The 20,076-nt window shown below is 35.5% G+C and carries 17 protein-coding genes; 8 read left to right on the forward strand and 9 right to left on the reverse strand.

Annotation, left to right across the window (positions count from 1 at the left end):
• Positions 1–1,446 (reverse strand): sugar transferase, encoded by a 1,446-nt coding sequence (locus tag H8S00_RS12925; protein WP_021952360.1) that lies wholly within the window; start codon positions 1,444–1,446, stop codon positions 1–3.
• Between the two features lie 224 nt (positions 1,447–1,670).
• Here H8S00_RS12925 and H8S00_RS12930 point away from each other — a divergent pair, with 224 nt between their 5' ends.
• The 3 genes from H8S00_RS12930 (at position 1,671) to H8S00_RS12940 (ending at position 3,686) form a co-directional block, all read left to right on the forward strand.
• A complete protein-coding gene (locus H8S00_RS12930) occupies positions 1,671–2,081 on the forward strand; it encodes a hypothetical protein (RefSeq protein ID WP_021952361.1) in 411 nt (136 codons plus the stop codon).
• Position 2,082: 1 nt separating this feature from the next.
• Positions 2,083–2,913, forward strand: a complete 831-nt coding sequence (locus H8S00_RS12935; RefSeq protein ID WP_118589595.1) for a DUF5685 family protein — start codon at positions 2,083–2,085, stop codon at positions 2,911–2,913.
• Between the two features lie 80 nt (positions 2,914–2,993).
• A complete protein-coding gene (locus H8S00_RS12940; RefSeq protein ID WP_186840688.1) occupies positions 2,994–3,686 on the forward strand; it encodes a J domain-containing protein in 693 nt (230 codons plus the stop codon).
• A gap of 69 nt (positions 3,687–3,755) precedes the next feature.
• On the opposite strand, the gene H8S00_RS12945 is transcribed toward H8S00_RS12940, so the two are convergent.
• From H8S00_RS12945 to pth, 4 genes are read right to left on the reverse strand one after another with little or no spacing between them, the layout of a single operon-like run.
• Positions 3,756–4,799 carry a D-alanyl-D-alanine carboxypeptidase family protein gene (locus H8S00_RS12945; protein ID WP_186840689.1) on the reverse strand — a complete coding sequence of 348 codons (1,044 nt, stop codon included), beginning with the start codon at positions 4,797–4,799 and terminating at the stop codon, positions 3,756–3,758.
• Positions 4,796–5,440, reverse strand: a complete 645-nt coding sequence (locus H8S00_RS12950; protein WP_186840690.1) for a hypothetical protein — start codon at positions 5,438–5,440, stop codon at positions 4,796–4,798. Before H8S00_RS12950 ends, H8S00_RS12945 begins: the two co-directional genes overlap by 4 nt.
• 37 nt (positions 5,441–5,477) lie before the next feature.
• Positions 5,478–8,975, reverse strand: a complete 3,498-nt coding sequence (gene mfd, locus H8S00_RS12955) for a transcription-repair coupling factor (protein ID WP_186840691.1) — start codon at positions 8,973–8,975, stop codon at positions 5,478–5,480.
• 9 nt (positions 8,976–8,984) lie between these two features.
• Entirely contained in the window at positions 8,985–9,539 is a 555-nt protein-coding gene (gene pth, locus H8S00_RS12960) for an aminoacyl-tRNA hydrolase (RefSeq protein ID WP_021952367.1), read from the reverse strand.
• 169 nt (positions 9,540–9,708) lie between these two features.
• Between pth and H8S00_RS12965 the strand changes: the two genes are divergently transcribed.
• Positions 9,709–10,830: an acyltransferase family protein gene (locus H8S00_RS12965; RefSeq protein ID WP_186840692.1), complete on the forward strand. Its 1,122-nt coding sequence runs from the start codon at positions 9,709–9,711 to the stop codon at positions 10,828–10,830.
• 37 nt (positions 10,831–10,867) lie between these two features.
• Here H8S00_RS12965 and spoVG read toward each other — a convergent pair whose 3' ends face one another.
• Genes spoVG through H8S00_RS12980 form a run of 3 tightly spaced genes read right to left on the reverse strand, consistent with a single transcriptional unit; the run spans position 10,868 to position 13,558 of the window.
• The gene (gene spoVG, locus H8S00_RS12970; RefSeq protein ID WP_021952371.1) at positions 10,868–11,149 is read right to left on the reverse strand and encodes a septation regulator SpoVG; all 282 of its coding nucleotides are present in this window, start codon (positions 11,147–11,149) and stop codon (positions 10,868–10,870) included.
• 19 nt (positions 11,150–11,168) lie between these two features.
• Positions 11,169–12,287 (reverse strand): glucose-1-phosphate adenylyltransferase subunit GlgD, encoded by a 1,119-nt coding sequence (glgD, locus tag H8S00_RS12975; protein WP_021952372.1) that lies wholly within the window; start codon positions 12,285–12,287, stop codon positions 11,169–11,171.
• Entirely contained in the window at positions 12,287–13,558 is a 1,272-nt protein-coding gene (locus H8S00_RS12980; protein ID WP_118589602.1) for a glucose-1-phosphate adenylyltransferase, read from the reverse strand. The genes glgD and H8S00_RS12980 overlap by 1 nt, the downstream gene beginning before the upstream one ends.
• Positions 13,559–13,931: 373 nt before the next feature.
• Here H8S00_RS12980 and murC point away from each other — a divergent pair, with 373 nt between their 5' ends.
• From murC to H8S00_RS13000, 4 genes are all read left to right on the forward strand, one after another.
• On the forward strand, positions 13,932–15,314 hold the full coding sequence (gene murC / locus H8S00_RS12985) for a UDP-N-acetylmuramate--L-alanine ligase (RefSeq protein ID WP_186840693.1): 1,383 nt from the start codon (positions 13,932–13,934) through the stop codon (positions 15,312–15,314).
• 309 nt (positions 15,315–15,623) lie between these two features.
• Positions 15,624–16,808 (forward strand): DnaD domain-containing protein, encoded by a 1,185-nt coding sequence (locus H8S00_RS12990; RefSeq protein ID WP_186840694.1) that lies wholly within the window; start codon positions 15,624–15,626, stop codon positions 16,806–16,808.
• A 27-nt stretch (positions 16,809–16,835) separates the two neighbouring features.
• Entirely contained in the window at positions 16,836–17,828 is a 993-nt protein-coding gene (locus tag H8S00_RS12995) for an ATP-binding protein (RefSeq protein WP_021952376.1), read from the forward strand.
• 30 nt (positions 17,829–17,858) lie between these two features.
• Positions 17,859–19,028, forward strand: coding sequence for a ribose-phosphate pyrophosphokinase (locus H8S00_RS13000; protein ID WP_186840695.1), 1,170 nt, complete (start codon positions 17,859–17,861; stop codon positions 19,026–19,028).
• 67 nt (positions 19,029–19,095) lie between these two features.
• Here H8S00_RS13000 and H8S00_RS13005 read toward each other — a convergent pair whose 3' ends face one another.
• The gene (locus tag H8S00_RS13005) at positions 19,096–20,070 is read right to left on the reverse strand and encodes an Rpn family recombination-promoting nuclease/putative transposase (RefSeq protein WP_186840696.1); all 975 of its coding nucleotides are present in this window, start codon (positions 20,068–20,070) and stop codon (positions 19,096–19,098) included.
• Positions 20,071–20,076: the final 6 nt, after the last annotated feature.

Genomic DNA, 20,076 nt, shown 5'->3' on the forward strand with positions numbered 1-20,076 from the left:
TTATACTGAACCTCTCCTTGCAATTACTACCACGACTGTTTTTAAAATAATCTTTATGTCAAGTCCGATAGTCCAATTTTTTATATATTCGTTGTCTAACTTAACAACTTCTTCAAAATCCGTAAAATCGCTTCTGCCACTCACCTGCCAAATTCCTGTAAGCCCCGGCTTAGCAGCCAGTCTGCTTTTATGATGTAGCTCATACTTCTCGTACTCATCCATTGTTGGCGGTCTGGTTCCTACTAAACTCATGTCGCCTTTAAGGATACTCCAGAAATTTGGAAACTCATCTAAAGACGAAGCTCTCAAGAAATGACCTAAACCTTTTCTCTTTCCGTCCGGTCCGCTTCCTATAATTCTAGGGTCTGCATCTATTTTAAACATAAGACCACTCATTTTATTTTTATCCATAAGTTCCTTCTTACGTTCTTCAGCATCTGAATACATTGAACGGAATTTGTATATTTTAAACTTTCTGCCGTTCTTTCCAACCCTTTCCTGTCCAAAAAATACAGGACCTTTAGGGTCAGCAATTTTAATTGCCGGTGCGATAAAAATAAACAATATCGCCGTTATGAGACAGCCCACAATGCCGGCACATATATCCAGCGCCCTCTTTAAGAAAATCTCATAAGGCTGCACCGTCTTCATACTTGTTGTTAAAACATTAACTGCATTAATTCTGCCAAAATATACATTAGGAAGTCCCTGTGTAAACATATTCATCTTAACATGCACTGTTACTCCCATTTCCAAAAACTTATTTGTGACCCGCTCGATTTCATCCTGTCTGCCCGGGTCCATACATATAAGTACATCATCTATTACGTTATGACAAACATATTCATATACGTCTTTACCATACGCCACTACCGGTATTCCCATAATTTCACTACACTTTGATTCCGGCTCCACAATGGCTATTCCCACAACATCATAGGTTTTATCATGACCGTCTTTTATAAGATTAACCGAATCCACAGCCATTTCCTCATTGACTAACACCAAAATTTTTACCCTGTTATACTTAGACAGTCCCTCATTATCATTAATAATTTTTTTCAAAATTATATGCACCATATACATAACTATGGTATTAATACAAAAATAGCTTATAAATGTCAATCTCGAATACTGTATACTTAACTGCATAACAAACAAATAGCTGAAAACCACTGCTATCATTTCCAAATTATATATAAATACCTTTTGAAATTCTCCGAAATATCCACGTTTCAAAATTCCTGAGTACCAATTTGAAAAATATGTTATACAAAAATGCAAAACCATTATCATAATCATTATCATTCGATAATCTTTTATTTCGTATACATTTGCAATTCCGTGTCTTAACCAATATGCAAGATTAAATGTTATGTTTAAGCATATCAAATCGGCCAGAATAAAGTCAAAATGCTTTATCCAGCTGCTTTTTTTTATATGCATATATGTACCCTCCCAAGTTTGCCCCAATATCAAGTTATATTTGCTACATTTTTCGACCCAATATCGTTTTTATTTTATCTTATTATCTACTAATTGTAAATATGGAATATTTGTAAACTTTTGTGACTTATGTGTTAAATATGCCCCATGATTATTGATTTTGCCTTTTAGAATTGGTAATTTGTATATTATGAATTGTTATTTGTTCTGAAAGGAGTTTTGTTATGAACTTTAGAAATAAATTTTCCAATTTTATGTATGGCAGATACGGCATTGACCAGTTATCAAGATTTATACTTGGTGTAACATTTGTTCTTTGCATTCTTTCCTTTTTCACAAAAGGTGCAGTAAATTCTGTATTAAGCCTTTTTATATTTGCTTCTATTGTTCTTCTTTACTTTAGAATGTTTTCAAGAAACATATATAAGCGTGCAGCTGAAAACGAAAAGTATTTAAGAATAATTTCTAAAATTAAATTTAATAAAAATTTCAGTAAAGAAGCCAGGGAGCAGAGAAAATATTATAAATTTTTCAAGTGTCCCGGCTGCGGTCAGAAAATCCGTATTCCCAAGGGACACGGCAAAATCGAAATCCGCTGTCCTAAATGTAACAATAAATTTATAAGAAGAAGTTAATATGTTTGGATATGTTGTTGTAAATAAACCGGAATTAAAAATTAAAGAATTTGACATTTACAAAGGTTATTATTGTGGACTGTGCCGGTCATTAAAGAAGCGCTATGGTTTTATGGGACAGCTTACCCTAACCTATGACATGACTTTTTTAAGTATGCTTTTAACGGCACTTTATGAACCGGAAATCTTCGATGAAATGCACAGATGCATTGCACATCCCACAAAAAAGCGCCGCATGATATCTTCTAAATATACAGATTATGTGGCAGATATGAACATTATCTTGTCCTATTACAAGTCTATGGATGACTGGAAGGATGACCGGAATGTTATTAAGCTTTTATTTGCCAAACTAATTAAATTAGGAAAAAATGATTACCTGGAAAAATCCCAGGCTATAGCTTCATTGCTTAACGAGCTCGGTACCCGCGAAAAAAATAATGAGACAGGCATTGATGTTATGGCAGGGATTTTCGGTAAAATTATGGCAATTTTGTTTGTTCCACATAAAGACCGTTGGAGCGATACGCTGTCACGTATGGGATTTTTCCTTGGAAAATTTATTTATATTTTGGATGCCTATGACGATTTAGAAAAGGACATTAAGAAAAATTCCTACAATCCTTTTAAGGAAATTTGCCAAAATCCCGGTTTTGATGATAGAATAAAGCAGATGCTTACTATGATGATGGCTGAATGTTCCAAAGAATTTGAGACCCTGCCTATTCTTGAAAATGCGGAAATACTTCGCAATATTCTCTATGCCGGGGTATGGAACAGATTTAGCACCATCTATAAAGAGAGAACCGGTACAGGCACTGAAAATAAATAATTCGTTTACATGGTTATCCTTTATATAACGTAAGTTTCATTGTGAAAAAGTTTTAAATTTAACAGATTGAGAGATACAAAATGAACGATCCATATAAGGTTCTTGGCATAGACCCAAGTGCCACAGATGATGAAGTTAAAACAGCATATAGAAAGTTAAGCAGAAAATATCACCCGGATGCTAATATTAACAATCCCAACAAGGATAAAGCTGAAGAAATGTTTAAGCTTGTAGGTCAGGCATACGACCAAATTATGAATGAGCGTAAAAACGGATATTCCGGTGGTTCCGGCAGCTACTCCGGTGGTGGATATAACGGTAACCCTTACGGTCAGTATAATGGCAATCCTTTTGGAGGCTTTGGTGGTTTTGGTGGCTTTGATGATTTCGGCGGTTCCTATGGAAGAAATACCGGATACAGTCAGGATGATTCATATTATTCTGCCGCTTCTAATTATATAAACAATGGCAGATTTAACGAGGCATTAAACGTACTTAATAACATAAATGACCGAAATGCCCGTTGGTATTTTCTCAGTGCCATTGCCAATAATGGTGTAGGAAATAATGTTATTGCCCTTGACATGGCAAAGACAGCCCTTCAAATGGAACCAAATAATGCCACATATCAGCGTCTGGTTCAGACTTTGGAAAGTGGTGGTCAGTGGTACAATCAAAGACAATACTCATATGGCAGTAACCCGGATAACATGTTTTGTTGTTCTGATCCATGTACTGCGTTATGTCTTATGAATTTATGTTGCAGATGCTAAATGATATTACGTAATTATGGGGCTGTCGCTCATTCAGTGCGACAGCCCCTATTTATTAAAACATCTTATTTACTCCAATCCATATTTCAACATTTTTTTCGCATCATTCCACCGCTGCTCGTCTGTATTGTCGTTAAGTACCACGCTGACACATTCCTTATCACCCTTTTTCCCAACTGACACAAGACATTTTCCTGCCAATCCGGTACTTCCTGTTTTCAATCCCTGACAATATTCGTAATAGAAACTTCCATTTTTATTTAACAGTGCATTAGTAGAAGTCCATGTTTTACTAAGTGTATCTGAATATGCGGAACTTTTACCACATATATCTGCAATAACTGAATTACTGTATGCCTCAATTGCTATCTTAGATAAATCCGTTGCTGTGGTATATTGATCATCATCGTCGTATCCGTCAGGAGATGTGAAATGGGTATTTTCCAATTCCATGTCCCTTACATTTCTGTTCATTTCCAATACAAAACGCTGTACGCACTGCTGGGAAGTAAAGGTCTTTCCTTCATTGGCAATATTATCCTCAAAAATTTCCTGACCTGCCGCCTTTGCCAAAACATATGCAGCATCATTTCCTGATGAAATTAAAAGTCCCTGCAACAGTTCCTTTACTGTTACCACCTGTCCTCTGGAAAAACCTGCCTTGCTGGAATCAGAAGCAATAAAGGTTATTTCATCCCCTATTGTAACTACATCATTAACGTTCATAATTTGCAAAACCGTAAGTGCCGTCATTAACTTTGTGGTACTTGCCGGGTACATATGCGTATTTTCGTTTTTAGCATAAAGAACATTATTTGATTTTATGTCAACCAATATTGCTGACTGTGCACTAATATTTTCACTAAAGGAACTGCTTTTGGTTTCCTTATAATTAACCGGATGAAGGCTATAATCCGTCCATGGATTTTTTTCTGTAATTACATAATTATCATGTATAAAATCCTGAACCACAACTTCCTTTTGAGCTGCCTCCATTACCGGATTCCCATTTTTCTTTTTTTCCTTACCTGTATTAAATGCATAATTTACAGTGCAAACAATAAGCAAAACTGCCATGGTTGCACTGATTACGCAAGTCAATCGACTTCTCACTTTGCATCCTCCAATGTAAATATATGTTCATTAAAATTAATTTCATCCCAACTTGCTCCTGCCGTAACAGTATTTGCTTTTTTCCACTTTTTATACATATTATCGGCAGCATTGTCGTCAGAGGAATTAACGTTACTTTCAACTCTCTGTTGAATTTTCTGTTTTTCAAAAACCTCTATAAGCCGCTGTCTTTTAATATCAATTTTTTTAACAAGACCACTATCAGATTCTTCAAAAAAATCATTAACAGCTGCTTTTACATTGTCCTCGTCACTGTCAGAAAGCTGGACATCGTATTTTTTTGCCAGAGAACAAAAATATTCCCTGCGGCAAATATCATCCAGTACAATGCTCTTTACTCCCTCCTGCCAGGAAACGCCTTTCTTCATGTCGCTTTTCCAGTCTATATTTTTGTTTTCCGAAATATAGTAAGCCTCATATGTTGCCTGGGCCGTGTAAGCATAGTATCTTACTTCGTCTGTTAAAACTCCAATACCACCTGCATTTATGGCAACTTCACTGTTTGACGACAAATCAACCTGACCTGCGGTAGTTTCCTGATTGCCTTTGTCCTTACTGCAACCTGTCAGCGTCATGGTAAATACCACTGCTAACATTAAAACAACTGCTAATTTTTTCATATAATCTCCATTCTGCACCTTTATGGCGACTTTACTGCTAAACAAGTGTGGACATGGATTCTACCAGTTTTCCTGCCCTTCCAATTACATTGTCATCATCAGGCTTTGGTGAATAAACAAAGTACGGTGTATCACCGGTAACAAACTTAAGTCTGCCTTTGTACTCCCTTACAAGAATCGGTATTCTCTCAACATCTATTTTGGCCTGATTCCACATCATTATTTTCATTTTGTCTTTAGTTCCACTGATTTCCGTAATGTAAACCTTATGAGCCGCTGCCTTAAGCAAAACAACCTGTAACAGATTTTCAACCTGAGACGGTATATCCCCAAACCTGTCAATAAGTTCGTCCTGCATATCCTCGTACTCTTCGTCAGTTTCAATTCCTGCAATTCTCTTATATATATCCATTTTAAGAGTTTCATTCTTAATATAAGATGCAGGAACAAAAGCATCACACATTAAATCAATCTTAGTTTCAAAGTCTTCTTCCGGTGTTTCACCCTTTAATACCTCAATAGCCTGATTTAGCATTTTACAGTACAAATCATATCCCACTGCCTCTAAATGTCCGCTTTGCTGGGCACCTAGAAGATTTCCTGTTCCTCTGATTTCCAAATCTCTCATGGCAATTTTCACCCCGGAACCTAACTCTGTAAAGTCTCTTATGGCACCAAGACGTTTTTCAGCCACTTCCGTAAGCATTTTATTTCTGCTATACATTAAAAATGCATATGCCATACGGTTTGAACGTCCCACACGGCCTCTTAACTGATAAAGCTGTGACAATCCCATACGCTCCGCATCGTGAATAATAATGGTGTTGGCATTTGGAATATCCAGACCCGTTTCAATAATTGTGGTACTTACAAGTACATCAATGTCTCCATTAACAAAGTCATACATAATTTCTTCTAGCTGCCGCTCACTCATTTGTCCGTGGGCAAATGCCACATTGGCATCCGGCACCATATTTTGAACACTTGCCGCCATATCTGCAATATCCTGAACCCGGTTGTGAACAAAATAAACCTGTCCTCCTCTTGCCAGTTCACGGTTAATTGCGTCCCTTGCAATCTCCTCATTATATTCCATTACAAAGGTCTGAATAGGCATTCTGTCCTGAGGAGGTTCCTCCATAACACACATATCTCTTATGCCAATAAGGCTCATATGAAGGGTTCTTGGAATTGGCGTTGCCGTTAATGTAATAACATCAACGTTATTTTTCAGTTCCTTTATCTGTTCCTTATGCTTTACGCCAAATCTCTGCTCCTCGTCAATAATCAAAAGACCCAAATCCTTAAATTTAACATCCTTAGATAAAAGTCTGTGAGTTCCTATTACTATATCCACATATCCCTTTTTTAAATCTCTTATATTCTGGTCTATGTTTGATTTTGTTCTAAATCTTGAAAGCATTTCCACCCTTACCGGGAAATCCTTAAATCTTTGTTTAAATGTTTTATAATGCTGCTGTGCCAGCACTGTTGTTGGCACTAAATACGCCACCTGCTTGTTATCCTGTATTGCCTTAAATGCCGCTCTAATGGCAATTTCCGTTTTTCCAAAGCCAACGTCACCGCATATAAGACGGTCCATGATTTTGGTGCTTTCCATGTCTTTTTTAACTTCATTTATGGCATTTAACTGATCATCCGTTTCCTCAAAAGGAAACATTTCCTCAAATTCCTTTTGCCACTCTGTATCCGGCGAAAATACATATCCCTGACCATTTTGTCTTATAGCATAAAGTTCCACCAGTTCCTTGGCAATTTCTGCAACAGCCTTCTTAACCTTTGACTTTGTTTTGTTCCATTCCTGACCGCCAAGACGGTTAAGCTTTGGCTTCTTTGCCTCGCTGTCGGCATATTTTTGAATCATATCAAGCTGAGTCGCCAATATATATAAATTACTTCCACCTGCATACTCTATCTTTATATAATCCTTTACCACATGGTCTACTTCCACCTTTTCAATTCCCCGGTATATTCCCAGTCCATGGTTTTCGTGTACCACGTAATCCCCTATATTTAAATCAGAAAAGCTGGATATATTACTTCCTGAATATCCATGTTTCTTTCTGCGCTTTTTCTTCCGTTCTCCGAAGATATCCGTATCGGAAATGGCAACAAATTTCACCATGGGATATGTAAATCCCTTTCTAAGCCTTCCGGATATAATCATTACTTCTCCGGGATTTACCTCTCTTGTGTCATCCTTTTCATAAAATGCACTAATTCCAAAATCCCTCAAATCCTCTGCCAAACGCTGTCCCCTTGTAACGGATGTGGTTACCAGCAAGACGCTATATTTCTGCTTTTTGTATCTTTTAAGATCCTCTACAAGCATCTCAAATTTGTTATTATAAGGACTTATGTTTCTTGCATCTACTTCCACAAAATCTTCTGTATCAAATACTGAAACCTTTTGTGCAATGGCAGTAAATACCACCTTTGTATATGAATTTATTTTATCTGTTATTCTCTCTTTGTTCCAAAGTACATCTGTCTGCCCCGGGAGAACGTAGCCCTTCTCCAGCCTGTTAGTCATGCTGTCCTTAAACTCCCCGTTAACTGCATTTAACTGCTCTAACACACGCTTTGGTTCATCAATAAAAAATATAGGGTTATCAAAATATTCCAAAAGACTTGTAAGGCTGTCAGAAAAATAGTTTACATAACTATCTATAGATACTCCAAAAGGATTTATTTCCATATTTGTTATAAACTCTTCCACTGTAGTTTTAAGTCTATGGGCTTCCTCTGTTTTAAACTTCTTTCTAAACTTCTCTACTGTTTTGTTTAATTCTAACTTAATTTTATCAAGTCCTGCCTTTATCTCTTCCTCTGTAAAGAAATATTCTGTGGCAGGATATATCTTTATACTTTCAAGATTCTCTATTGAACGCTGGTTTTCTATTTCAAAACTCTTTATTATGTCAACCTCGTCATCCCAAAAATCTATTCTGTAAGGCACCTCATCTGTTAAGGTATAAATATCAATTATGCTTCCCCTTATAGCAAACTGCCCCGGACTATCCACCTGTTCCACAGCCTCATAACCCATTTTAACCAGTTTCTTTTTAAGGGCATCCTGCTCTATTACGCTACCCTCTGATATTTCCAGATAATTGTCTTTTATTTTATCAAGAGGCTGAATTTTGTCCATAAAGGCATCTGCTGTTACAATTACGGTAAAAGGCTTATCTTCTACTATTTTTTCAATAAATTCCAAACGTTGCTGTAAAATAAGATTTCCGTGAACATCAGCACTGAAAAATATGAAATCCTTAGAAGGATACATTACCGCGTCGTCTGTAAATCCCTTTATATCGTCGTATATTTCCTTTGCTTTTAATGCACTAAAAGTAACGATGACTTTCTGCCTGTAGCCATCGCTTAATCCTGTTATAAAATGTGCAAGCTGGGAGTCACTGCATCCTGTAACCTGACATGTTTTTTTCTGTGACAGACAGTCCCTGACCTGCTCATATTCATTTAATTTTAAAAGAGGATAGTAAAAACTATTCATTCTCTGCTCCTAGTTAAATTTATTCATGGCTTCCTCCACGCCACATATTACCATCACTTCTGCTGCAGACGCTGCATTTCTTATAGCCTCATCTACGACCACTCTATCCTGTTTAGAGAATTTTCCAAGAACGTGCTTAACCAAATCTCCTTCGTTAGCCCCTACTCCCACTTTAATTCTCTTAAACTTATCTGTACCTGCATGGGCAATAATGCTTTTTAGTCCGTTATGACCTCCTGCACTTCCCTTTGCCCTTATTCTGATTTTACCGGTAGGCAGGCTAATATCATCAGATATTACTATTATATCACTTTCCGGGTTTAATTTGTAGAAATCAATTACAGCCCTAACAGATTCTCCACTTAGATTCATATATGTCTGGGGTTTTACTAAAACAACCTTTTCTGCACCAATCTGACCTATACCACACAAAGCTTTATGCCGTTTTGTCTTTACCTCCACTGCCATTTGCCGTGCTAACTCATCAATAACGTCAAATCCTACATTGTGTCTTGTTTTGTCATATTTTTTATCGGGATTTCCCAAACCTATTATTGCGTACATATTAATCTCCTAACTAATCTGATTTATATTATCCCCCTGTATCTGCTGATTATAAACCATAAATTATCATTAATCAACGAATTTACCATGTTCTTACATCCCTTTTATTAACTTATTCTTTTTAATAACTTATTCTTAACAAAGTAATATTTATAAAGGGGATTTTTACATGAATAGTAGTGTTTCAAAAAAAAGAATTAATTCATTTACCGGACTTCGTTTTTATATGATGATTATCATTATGTTATCTCATATGGAATTTTTGTCTTTGCTACACAATGGCTATGTTTATTCACGTTTTTTTCATAACGCTTATGTTGCTGTTAATTTTTTCTTTATATTATCAGGCTTTGGTCTCGCATATTCATATAAATGTAACGAGCATTTACCACAGATAACACTACGTAACTCCATTTCATATGGCATCAAACGCGTAAAAAAAATATATCCTGTTTATTTTATTCTTTTATTTGTATGTTTACCATATTGCCTATATTTAAGTATTTCAGATGGAAATACTATTATTGTTGCATTTTGCAAAACTATATTTAAACTTATTCTGGACATATTTTTAGTTCAATCTTCAACAGGTATTCTCCAATTAAGTACCGGAATTAATTCTGTTGGCTGGTTTTTATCAACTTTGTTTTTATTATATATATGTTGCCCTCTTTTACTAAAACTAAATGAAAAAATAAAAAACAGCTTAAAAGCCGTGTCTCTTTTTTGGGGAATTAATCTTGCCTTAATAATTATTTTTTATTATATATTTGAGGCTATTGAAAGCAGAACCTTTTTTGACTCACTATCATACACTTCTCCTTATCTTCGGATTTTTTACCTTATTTCAGGAATACTTCTCTGTGATATGGTAAAGTTATCAAAAAGAAATTTAAATGCATTTAATACTTTTTCTGAAACTGTTATTGTTTTGTTAAATATCTTATGGTTTGTTTTCAGAAATAGTATAACCATTGATATTCACATAAAATATATAGTAGACTTTTTACTATGTGTTCTTTTAATATACATATTTGCTTTTGAAAGAGGGTATATATCAAAAGCTTTATCTAATTCCTTCCACGTTAAAGCAGGAAATAACACTATGTATTGGTTTCTGATTCATTACCCTATCAGACTGTATGTACATGCAATATTTAGTTTCTTTTCTCCTGCTGCAACCTGGTATATAGGTATAATTGAGGTAACCATAATATTTGTCTTAACATTTCTTGTAACAAATATTATTACAGGGAAAAAGCATTACTCCACGGATACTTCCATGAAATAATGCTTCCCTTTTGATCTTATTCTAAAAAAATTGCTTTTTATGCTTCCTCTGAAATTTCCGGTTCTAACAGTGCTTTCTCATAAGCATCAAGTACTATTTTCTGAATATTGCTGCGGGTATCTGAGTTAATTGGATGGGCAATGTCTCTGTACTCCCCATCTGCTGCCTTTCTACTTGGCATTGCAATGAAAAGTCCCTTGTCTCCCTCAACTACCTTTATGTCATGAACAACAAATTCGTTGTCAATTGTAATTGAAACAACTGCTTTCATTTTGCCCTCTTTTGTCATCTTTCTAACTCTTACGTCTGTTATGTTCATATTTTTACTCCCTTTCTTATTACAAGCTATATCTGAAATTTCTTTCATTGACAATCTTTAATTCATTTTCATCTCCAAGATGCTCTCCCGGATTAATGGTACTGTGACTTTCCACAATGCAATTTTCAATAACCGCGTTATCCCCAATATACACATCATTAAGAATAATGGAATTTTTAATAACGCAGTTATTTCCAACATACGCCTGCTTAAATACAACAGAACCTTCAACCTTTCCATTAATGATACTTCCACTGGAAATCAAACTGTTACTTACATCTGCTCCGGTGTTATATTTTGCCGGTGGCAAATCCTCCACCTTTGAATATATATCCGGATATTGTCTAAAGAAGAAATCCCTTACTTCCGGCTTTAAGAAGTCCATATTTGTATCATAATAATTCTTGACACTTGATATATTCTTCCAATATGTATCTATTTTGTACACATATATCTTCTTTGTACTTTTATTTCTTATTATAATGTCGTTTACGAAATCGTATCTGTCTTCCGCAATGCAATTTTCAATAAGCTGTATAAGAAGTCTTCTTCTTATAACATATATTCCTGTAGATATAAGTCCACCAACTTTATTAAGTGGTTTTTCCTCGAAATCTACCACTCTTCCATTAATATCCGTACTAACAACGCCATATTCCGATACATCTGCCTTGTCTCCTGCATTCTTGCATACGATGGTTAAGTCGGCACCTGTTTCCACATGTTTTTCAAGAACTTTGTTATAGTCCATCTTGTATACCGCATCTGCCGATGCAATAACTACATAAGGTTCATGGCTTTTCTTTAGGAAAGCTATATTCTGTGCAATGGCATCAGCTGTTCCTCTGTACCAGAAACCGTTGTCAGATGTAATGGACGGTGTAAATACAAAGAGACCTCCCTGTTTTCTACCAAAGTCCCACCACTTTGATGAACTTAAATGTTCATTTAATGACCACGCATTATACTGTGTTAATACTGCCACCTTCTGAATATGTGAGTTTGACATATTACTAAGTGCAAAATCAATTGCTCTGTAGCTTCCCGCAATAGGCATTGCTCCTACAGCCCTTTTCCTGGAAAGCTCCTTCATTCTGCTATTATTTCCACCTGCTAAAATTATACCAACTGCTCTCATTAAATCTCACCTGCCTTAACTATATAGTCACCTGATGAAAGCTTTCCGTCAGGGTAATCTGAAAGTTCTGTCTTTCCTGATACTGCTACATTTTTACCTAAAGTAACTCCACTTGGAATTGTGGAATTTTCACCAATTACTGCTAATTCGCAATTGTAAATCTTCTGACTTAACTTGCTGTCAGCATATTCTCCAACACCTATGGAACAATTGTCTCCGATAATGGTGTTTTCAGCTACAATTGCGTTATAAATCTTTGTTCCCTTTCCAATCTTACATCCCTGCATAATAATTGAATCATGAACTTCTGCATCTTCAGCAATATCAACATTTGCACTTATAACTGAATTATGTACATTACCTCTTACTTCACATCCATTACAGATAATGCTTCGCTCTATCTTAGAGTCAGCTGAAACATACTGTGGTGGAAGTGCCTCGCTCTTGGTATATATCTTCCAGAATTCTTCATAAAGATTAAATTCCGGAACTATATCAATAAGTTCCATATTTGCCTGCCAGTAGGATTTAAGAGTTCCTACATCTTTCCAGTATCCTGTATATTCATATGCAAAAATTCTTTTTCCGTTCTCATGAACATATGGAATAACATGCATACCGAAATCACAGTTAGGCTGATCCTTCAGTTTAATAAGTGCATCCCTTAAAACCGGCCAGCTAAATATGTAAATACCCATTGAAGCAAGATTGCTCTTTGGATGTTCCGGTTTCTCCTGAAATTCAGTAATCTTATGATTTTCATCTGTAACTACCACACCAAATCTGCTTGCCTCTTCTATTGGTACCGGCATAGCTGCAATAGTAACATCCGCATTATTTGCCTTGTGGTAATCCAGCATAACTTCATAGTCCATTTTATAAATATGATCCCCTGACAAAATTAAAACATAATCAGGATTATATGTTTCCATATAATTCATATTCTGGAAAATAGCATTAGCCGTACCTGTGTACCATTCCGTGTTCTCACTTTTTTCGTAAGGCGGGAGAACTGTAACACCTCCGATATTGCGGTCGAGATCCCATGGCATACCAATACCAATATGATCATTTAACCTAAGTGGCTGATACTGTGTAAGTACACCTACCGTATCAACGCCCGAATTAATACAGTTGCTTAATGGGAAATCTATAATCTTATATTTTCCACCAAACGCAACTGCCGGTTTTGCAACTTTTGCAGTAAGTACACCAAGACGGCTACCTTGTCCACCTGCTAACAACATTGCAATCATTTCTTTTTTTATCATGTCAACTCACCTCGCTGCTTATATTAAGTAATAAAATTATAGCATTAAATTGCTAATAATAAAAGCATTTTCCCCCTATTTTTTATTTATATTTTCTCTTTTTTTTGCCATTTTTCGTTCTTAGTTGTGCAAAATGTACAATTTTTTTATTGTTCTTTCCTATTTCTTATTTTTTCATTAATCTATTTTGTATTTTTAACAATTTTCTATACTATATTTTGTCTAAAATTGCTATAATAAAGTTATTCCTGATTTTTGTATTTATTATAGAAGATTTACCTTTTAGTTTTGATTAATTTTATGTTAAATCTTTAAAAAGTACTAAAACAAGTGTATAATCATATAAGATTTTATTATGAGATTGGAGAAGAATATGTACAAATTAGATTTTAATACTCCTGCTAAACTACATTTTACCGGAATCGGTGGAATTAGTATGAGTGCATTAGCAGAAATCATGATTTCAAGAGGTTTTACCGTTACAGGTTCAGATTCAAAGGAGTCCGAAATAACAAAGCACCTAGAGTCATTAGGTGCAACTATTTGCTACGGACAAAAATCGCAGAATGTTTCTTCAGATGTTGAAGTTTTAATTTATACAGCTGCCGTTAAACAGGATAATCCTGAATTAGTTGCAGCAAAATCAATGAATATTCCCCTTCTTACAAGGGCGGAATTTTTAGGTCAGATTATGCAGAATTACCATACTGCCATTGGAGTTTCAGGAACTCACGGAAAGACCACTACTACTTCCATGCTTTCCCAGATTATGCTCGAGGCAGATACCGACCCTACCATATTAGTAGGTGGAATTATGCCTGCCATTAAGGGAAATACAAGAATCGGTCATTCTGATAAGCTTATTACTGAAGCATGCGAATATACTAACAGTTTCTTATCCTTTAAGCCAACAGTTGCCATTATTTTAAATGTTGCAGCGGACCATCTGGACTTTTTTAAGGATTTAGACGATATAAGACATAGCTTTAGAGAATATGCCCGTTTAGTCCCTGATGATGGAGCTTTAATTATTAACAGCGACATTGACAATATTGAATATTTTACGGAAGGGCTCAAATGCAGTGTCATTACAGTAGGTTCAGACCCTAATAAAAGTATGTACAGTGCTGCAAATATTACTTTTGATGAATTTGCAAGAGGCTCTTATGACTTAGTTGTAAACGGTGAAATTAAAGACCATATTACATTAAAGGTCACAGGAAAGCACAATATTTATAATTCCTTAGCTTCTATTGCCGCTGCCCACTTTATGGGAATAAGTAATGAAGATATTAAAACAGGACTTATGGCATATGAAGGTACGGACAGACGTTTTCAGCTTAAGGGTAAATTGGGAGATATTACTATTATAGATGATTATGCCCATCATCCTGATGAGATTAGGGCCACCCTTAGCACTGCAAAACACTACCCTCACAATAAATTATGGGTTGTATTCCAGCCACACACATATTCACGTACAAAAGCTCTGTTGCCTGAGTTCGCTGATGCGTTGAAGGAGGCTGATGCAGTAGTTCTGGCTGATATTTATGCTGCAAGGGAGAAAAATACCCTTGGCATAAGTTCAAAAGATGTAATGGATGAGATAAAAAAAGACGGTGGTACCGCTTACTATTTCCCAACTTTTAGTGAAATAGAAAATTTTTTATTAGAAAATTGTGCACACAATGATTTGTTAATAACAATGGGTGCCGGAGACGTAGTAAAAATAGGGGAACATCTTCTTGGAAAATAACTTATTAACATTCCACAAAATTTTGTTGATAACTATTAACAAAATTTTGTGGATTTTTTGTTTACATAAGATTGAATTTTAGCAACCTTGATTTTCCAGAGTTAATGGGAGGTGTGACAGTTTTCGACAAATTATGCCCCCTTTTTATTATCATTATTAACATTATTAACATACCCCGCAATCCCTTTAAAATAGGGCATTTCAGCCAATTTGTGACGTTGATTTTTAGAAATTTTATGCTATACTTCAAAATGTATTTGAGATGCAGACAAAGCTTGATATAGAAAATTATTGTAGGAGAGCACAAAAATGGCTAAGTTGATTTTAGACAGAGGTAACTTTGCGGATTTCACCTCTATTTCGAATGTTTTTTTAGATGAATATATGCCAAAAGCCAATGGGGAATTTATAAAAATCTACCTTCATTTGCTTCGTCTTATGAACAGAAATACTAGCGAAGCTTCTGAAGATGAATTAACACTTTCAAATATTGCTGACAGGTTTAATATGTTAGAGGCTGACGTAAATCGTGCCCTCCATTACTGGGCAGATCAAAGTCTGTTATCACTTTCAACGGACAAGTCCGGAAATATTGCCTGCATCAGATTTGAAGCCTTAAAAAGCAACCGTTATCTTGTAAGTGGTATTTCCACTGAGAATGTATCTGGTGCTATTGAAGTATCTGATATTTCAGATGTAAAACCTGAAATTTTGGCAGCGGTTTCAGGAGACAGCACTCCTATTCCTGTTCCAGAAACATCAGGGATTATCATTCCGGCTAAGAGGAAATATTCTCCAAAGGAAATTGCTTCTTTTTCAAATGATGACAGGTTTGAGCAGCTTACATTTTTGGCACAGACTTATTTAGGATGTACACTTAATCCTGCTGACATTAACAGCATTATTTATATGTTAGACGGACTTAAGCTGGATTCTGATTTTATTATATACATAATGGAAAAGTGCATTTCAGAAGGTCATAAGACTTTTTCATATATTGAAAAGACTGCTATTTCTTATGTTCAAAAGGATATCTATACTATCGAGGAAGCTAAGTTAGATGCAAAAGTAAAAAAGGATATTTACAAAAGAATTTATAAGATTTTTGGACTAACTTATAAGGCTCCTGTAAAAAATGAGGTTTTATATATTTCAAAATGGACAGACAAGTATGGTTTTTCTGATGACATTATTTTAGAGGCATGCAACCGTACCATGGAGCATACTCACTGTGCAAGTTTCAGATACGCAGATGGTATTTTGACAAACTGGTTCAAAAATGATGCTAACTGCTTAGAAGCTATTGAAAAGCTGGACAAGATTCATTCTGAAGAGACAGCTAAGTCATTTAGTGTTGTTTCAAAAGCCCCGGCAAAGAAGGCAGTGAAAGCTAAACGTGCAAAAACTTTTGAACAGCGTACATATGATTACAGTCAGTTAGAAAAGAAGATTGTAGAAAGCCAAAACAAGAAATTTGCCAAGAAGAATATTTAATAAAAGGATTTAAGGAGAGTTTCCCCTATGGGTCTTACAAGAGAACAGTTTGATACTATAAGTAACAACTATAATAACAGACGTTTAGAAAATAAAATAGAAATGGACAGGCGTATTAAGGAGGTTTATGAAAATGTACCTCAAATAGCCGAATATGACAGGGAAATTGCTTCACTGGCTGTTAATGCCACAAGGCTTGCATTGTCCGGTGATGCTTCTGCTAAGGACTCTTTAAGAGAGGATATTCAGGTTATAAGCGAGAAAAAGCGTGCAGCACTTCTTATGAACAGATATCCCGGGGACTATCTGGATGAAATTTTTACCTGTCCTATTTGTAAGGACACCGGATTTGTCCACGGAAAACCTTGTGAATGCCTTAAGTCTGAAATAATAAATCTTATATATTCAAGATCAGAATTAAATGAGATTTTAGCAGTGGAAAATTTTGATAATTTCAATTTTGATTTCTATTCTGATGACATAATTGATGAAGTTTCCGGCATATCTTCCCTGGAAAATATGGAAACTATTGTAGACAGATGTCATTATTTTATAAATAACTTTGACAAACACCCATGTAATCTGCTATTCTATGGCAGGGCGGGTACAGGCAAAACCTTTTTAATTAACTGTATTGCCAAAGAATTAATAGACAAATCTTATTCTGTTATTTATCTTTCAGCAGTTCAGTTTTTTGACCTGCTTGCAGATTATTCTTTCAGAAGAGAGAATAATTCCGTTTACAGACAGATTAGTATAAATGAATTAGAGGGATGTGATTTACTTATAATTGACGATTTAGGTACTGAGATGAGCAATTCCTTTACCGACTCGGCACTGTTTGATTGTCTTAATGAGCGACTTATACATCAGAAATCTACTATTATTTCTACAAACTTTTCTATAGAAGATTTGCAGAATAAATATGAAGAGAGAATTTTTTCCAGGGTTATTGGAAATTATAATTCTTTTAAGATTTTTGGTGATGATATAAGAATAAAGAAAAAGTTTACTATTTAACACATTTACACATGAAGGAGAGTTTTACAAATGGCTATCGAAAAGTTTATCGAATCTATTCCCGTTGGTCCACTTGCCATCGTAGCATTATCAGGAAGTAAGGCATTAGGAGAAACTGTTGATGCTTACATTTCTGATTGGAGAAGTGAAAGAGTCGAAGCAAAAGAATCACCTATTACATTTAAAGGTTATGTTAAGGATTCATACCTGTTAGATGTAAGCACACCAAGATTTGGTACAGGTGAAGCAAAATGTACCTTAAAAGACACAGTTCGTGGTTGCGACCTCTATATTATCGATGATGTTACTAATTACAGCATTGAGTATACTGTTTGTGGTCAAAAGAACCATATGTCTCCTGATGACCACTATGCAGACATTAAGAGAGTTATTGCCGCTGCTGCAGGTAAGGCAAAAAAAATTACTGTTATTATGCCTTTCTTATATGAAAGCAGACAGCACAGACGTACTTCCAGAGAATCTATGGATTGTGCAGTTATGTTACAGGAACTTGTTAATATGGGAGTTGATAATATTCTTACTTTCGATGCCCATGACCCACGAGTTAACAATGCTATTCCTATTCACGGTTTTGAGTCAATTATGCCAACATATCAGTTCATTAAAAATCTTTTAAGAAATGTTGACGATTTGCAGTTAGATTCAGATCATTTAATGGTTATAAGCCCTGATGAAGGTGCTATGGGAAGAGTTGTATACTTCGCCAACGTACTTGGTATTAATATGGGTATGTTCTATAAGCGTCGTGATTATACTACTATTGTAGATGGAAGAAATCCTATTGTAGCTCATGAATATTTAGGCGAATCAGTAGAAGGAAAGGATGTTCTTATTATTGATGATATGATTTCATCCGGTGACAGTATGTTAGATGTTGCAAGCCAGTTAAAAAAACGTAAAGCAAAGAGAGTTTTTGTTGCATCAACCTTTGGTCTCTTTACAAACGGTTTGGAAAAATTTGATAAAGCCTATGAAGATGGTCTTATTTACAGAGTAATGACTACAAACTGCATTTACCAGACTCCTGAACTTTTGTCAAAAGAATGGTACATCAGTGTAGACGTTGCAAAATACACAGCCCTATTTATTGACAGATTAAACCACGATTCTTCAATTAGCGATTTATTAGATCCTGTTGAGCGTATCAACAAACGTGTTAATGAATATGGAAACAGATAGTTAAAGTTTATTTAAAAAGATTGCTACTATTTTGGTAGCAATCTTTTTTTGTCTTTATATCTTATTTTTAAGCCGGCTGCCTCTGGGCAAGCTGTCTTTTTAACTCCTCTATTTCTTTTTCATATCTTTTACGTTCTTTTTCTATCTGACTTTGCTTTTCGTTCAGCTGTTTTTGTTTTTCGTCCAGTTTCTCCTGCATCACCTTACGTTCAGCTTCTCTTCCTCTTACTTCTCCGCTCATTCTTGCATCCTTCATCATATCATCAATCGCCTTACACATATCCTGCTTTTCCTCCTTCTCTTCAATCTTTATGTTAATGTTTGCACATTCCCTTATTACCACCATGGCATCCCTTTCCATGTTTGAGTATACACCATGCTTCTCTTTTAATAAGTAATTCATCTTCTCCTTATCCCCTGATGCCTTCATAAATTCTATTATGTACCTAAAATCCGACATAAACTTTTCGGAGTTGTTAATCTCATGGGGATCTATGAGATTAATCCTGTAATCCGGAATTAATTTTAATATTTCCTTATCATCAATACTTAACATTTCGTGAAGACTTCTTGGACCGTCCCATGGTCTGTCTCCAAAATATACCGTCAGGGTTATTATTCCGGCTATCTTATCTTCTTTCTTAAGCCCTGACAAAAATTCACTGCTACCTCTCAGTTTTCTCTTTCTTCTGTTTTCTTTCGACTTTCTCTCCACCTGGTCGGCGTACCCCATGAAATCATACAGGCCGTTTCTTACCGGCTGGGCATAATGTACATTGGATGCGTTTTCAATTCCCAAAAGCATGTAAACGATATTTCCGCTTTTCTTTATGACACACATCTTTTCCAAGTCCCTTACTCTGTCCCTTGTAATTAACTTTCCATTCTCCCCTTCCATTAATAACAGTTCCTCTGCACTGATTTCCTTTAACATGTCATGTTTTATAATCTGCCTTCCCCCATATATGGCATAGTTAAACACATCTGCAAATCTCACGTTATCTGACATGTACTTTTTGGTTGCTATATCCTTTTTTCTCATATAACA

Source organism: Eubacterium segne (genome assembly GCF_014287775.1).
GTDB classification, from domain to species: domain Bacteria; phylum Bacillota; class Clostridia; order Lachnospirales; family Lachnospiraceae; genus Eubacterium_G; species Eubacterium_G segne.

Coding starts and splice junctions, on each gene's coding strand:
- H8S00_RS12925 (WP_021952360.1), bottom strand. CDS start 1,446: ATGCATATAAAAAAAAGCAGCTGGATAAAGCATTTTGACTTTATTCTG.
- H8S00_RS12930 (WP_021952361.1), top strand. CDS start 1,671: ATGAACTTTAGAAATAAATTTTCCAATTTTATGTATGGCAGATACGGC.
- H8S00_RS12935 (WP_118589595.1), top strand. CDS start 2,083: ATGTTTGGATATGTTGTTGTAAATAAACCGGAATTAAAAATTAAAGAA.
- H8S00_RS12940 (WP_186840688.1), top strand. CDS start 2,994: ATGAACGATCCATATAAGGTTCTTGGCATAGACCCAAGTGCCACAGAT.
- H8S00_RS12950 (WP_186840690.1), bottom strand. CDS start 5,440: ATGAAAAAATTAGCAGTTGTTTTAATGTTAGCAGTGGTATTTACCATG.
- mfd (WP_186840691.1), bottom strand. CDS start 8,975: ATGAATAGTTTTTACTATCCTCTTTTAAAATTAAATGAATATGAGCAG.
- pth (WP_021952367.1), bottom strand. CDS start 9,539: ATGTACGCAATAATAGGTTTGGGAAATCCCGATAAAAAATATGACAAA.
- H8S00_RS12965 (WP_186840692.1), top strand. CDS start 9,709: ATGAATAGTAGTGTTTCAAAAAAAAGAATTAATTCATTTACCGGACTT.
- spoVG (WP_021952371.1), bottom strand. CDS start 11,149: ATGAACATAACAGACGTAAGAGTTAGAAAGATGACAAAAGAGGGCAAA.
- glgD (WP_021952372.1), bottom strand. CDS start 12,287: ATGAGAGCAGTTGGTATAATTTTAGCAGGTGGAAATAATAGCAGAATG.
- H8S00_RS12980 (WP_118589602.1), bottom strand. CDS start 13,558: ATGATAAAAAAAGAAATGATTGCAATGTTGTTAGCAGGTGGACAAGGT.
- murC (WP_186840693.1), top strand. CDS start 13,932: ATGTACAAATTAGATTTTAATACTCCTGCTAAACTACATTTTACCGGA.
- H8S00_RS12990 (WP_186840694.1), top strand. CDS start 15,624: ATGGCTAAGTTGATTTTAGACAGAGGTAACTTTGCGGATTTCACCTCT.
- H8S00_RS12995 (WP_021952376.1), top strand. CDS start 16,836: ATGGGTCTTACAAGAGAACAGTTTGATACTATAAGTAACAACTATAAT.
- H8S00_RS13000 (WP_186840695.1), top strand. CDS start 17,859: ATGGCTATCGAAAAGTTTATCGAATCTATTCCCGTTGGTCCACTTGCC.
- H8S00_RS13005 (WP_186840696.1), bottom strand. CDS start 20,070: ATGAGAAAAAAGGATATAGCAACCAAAAAGTACATGTCAGATAACGTG.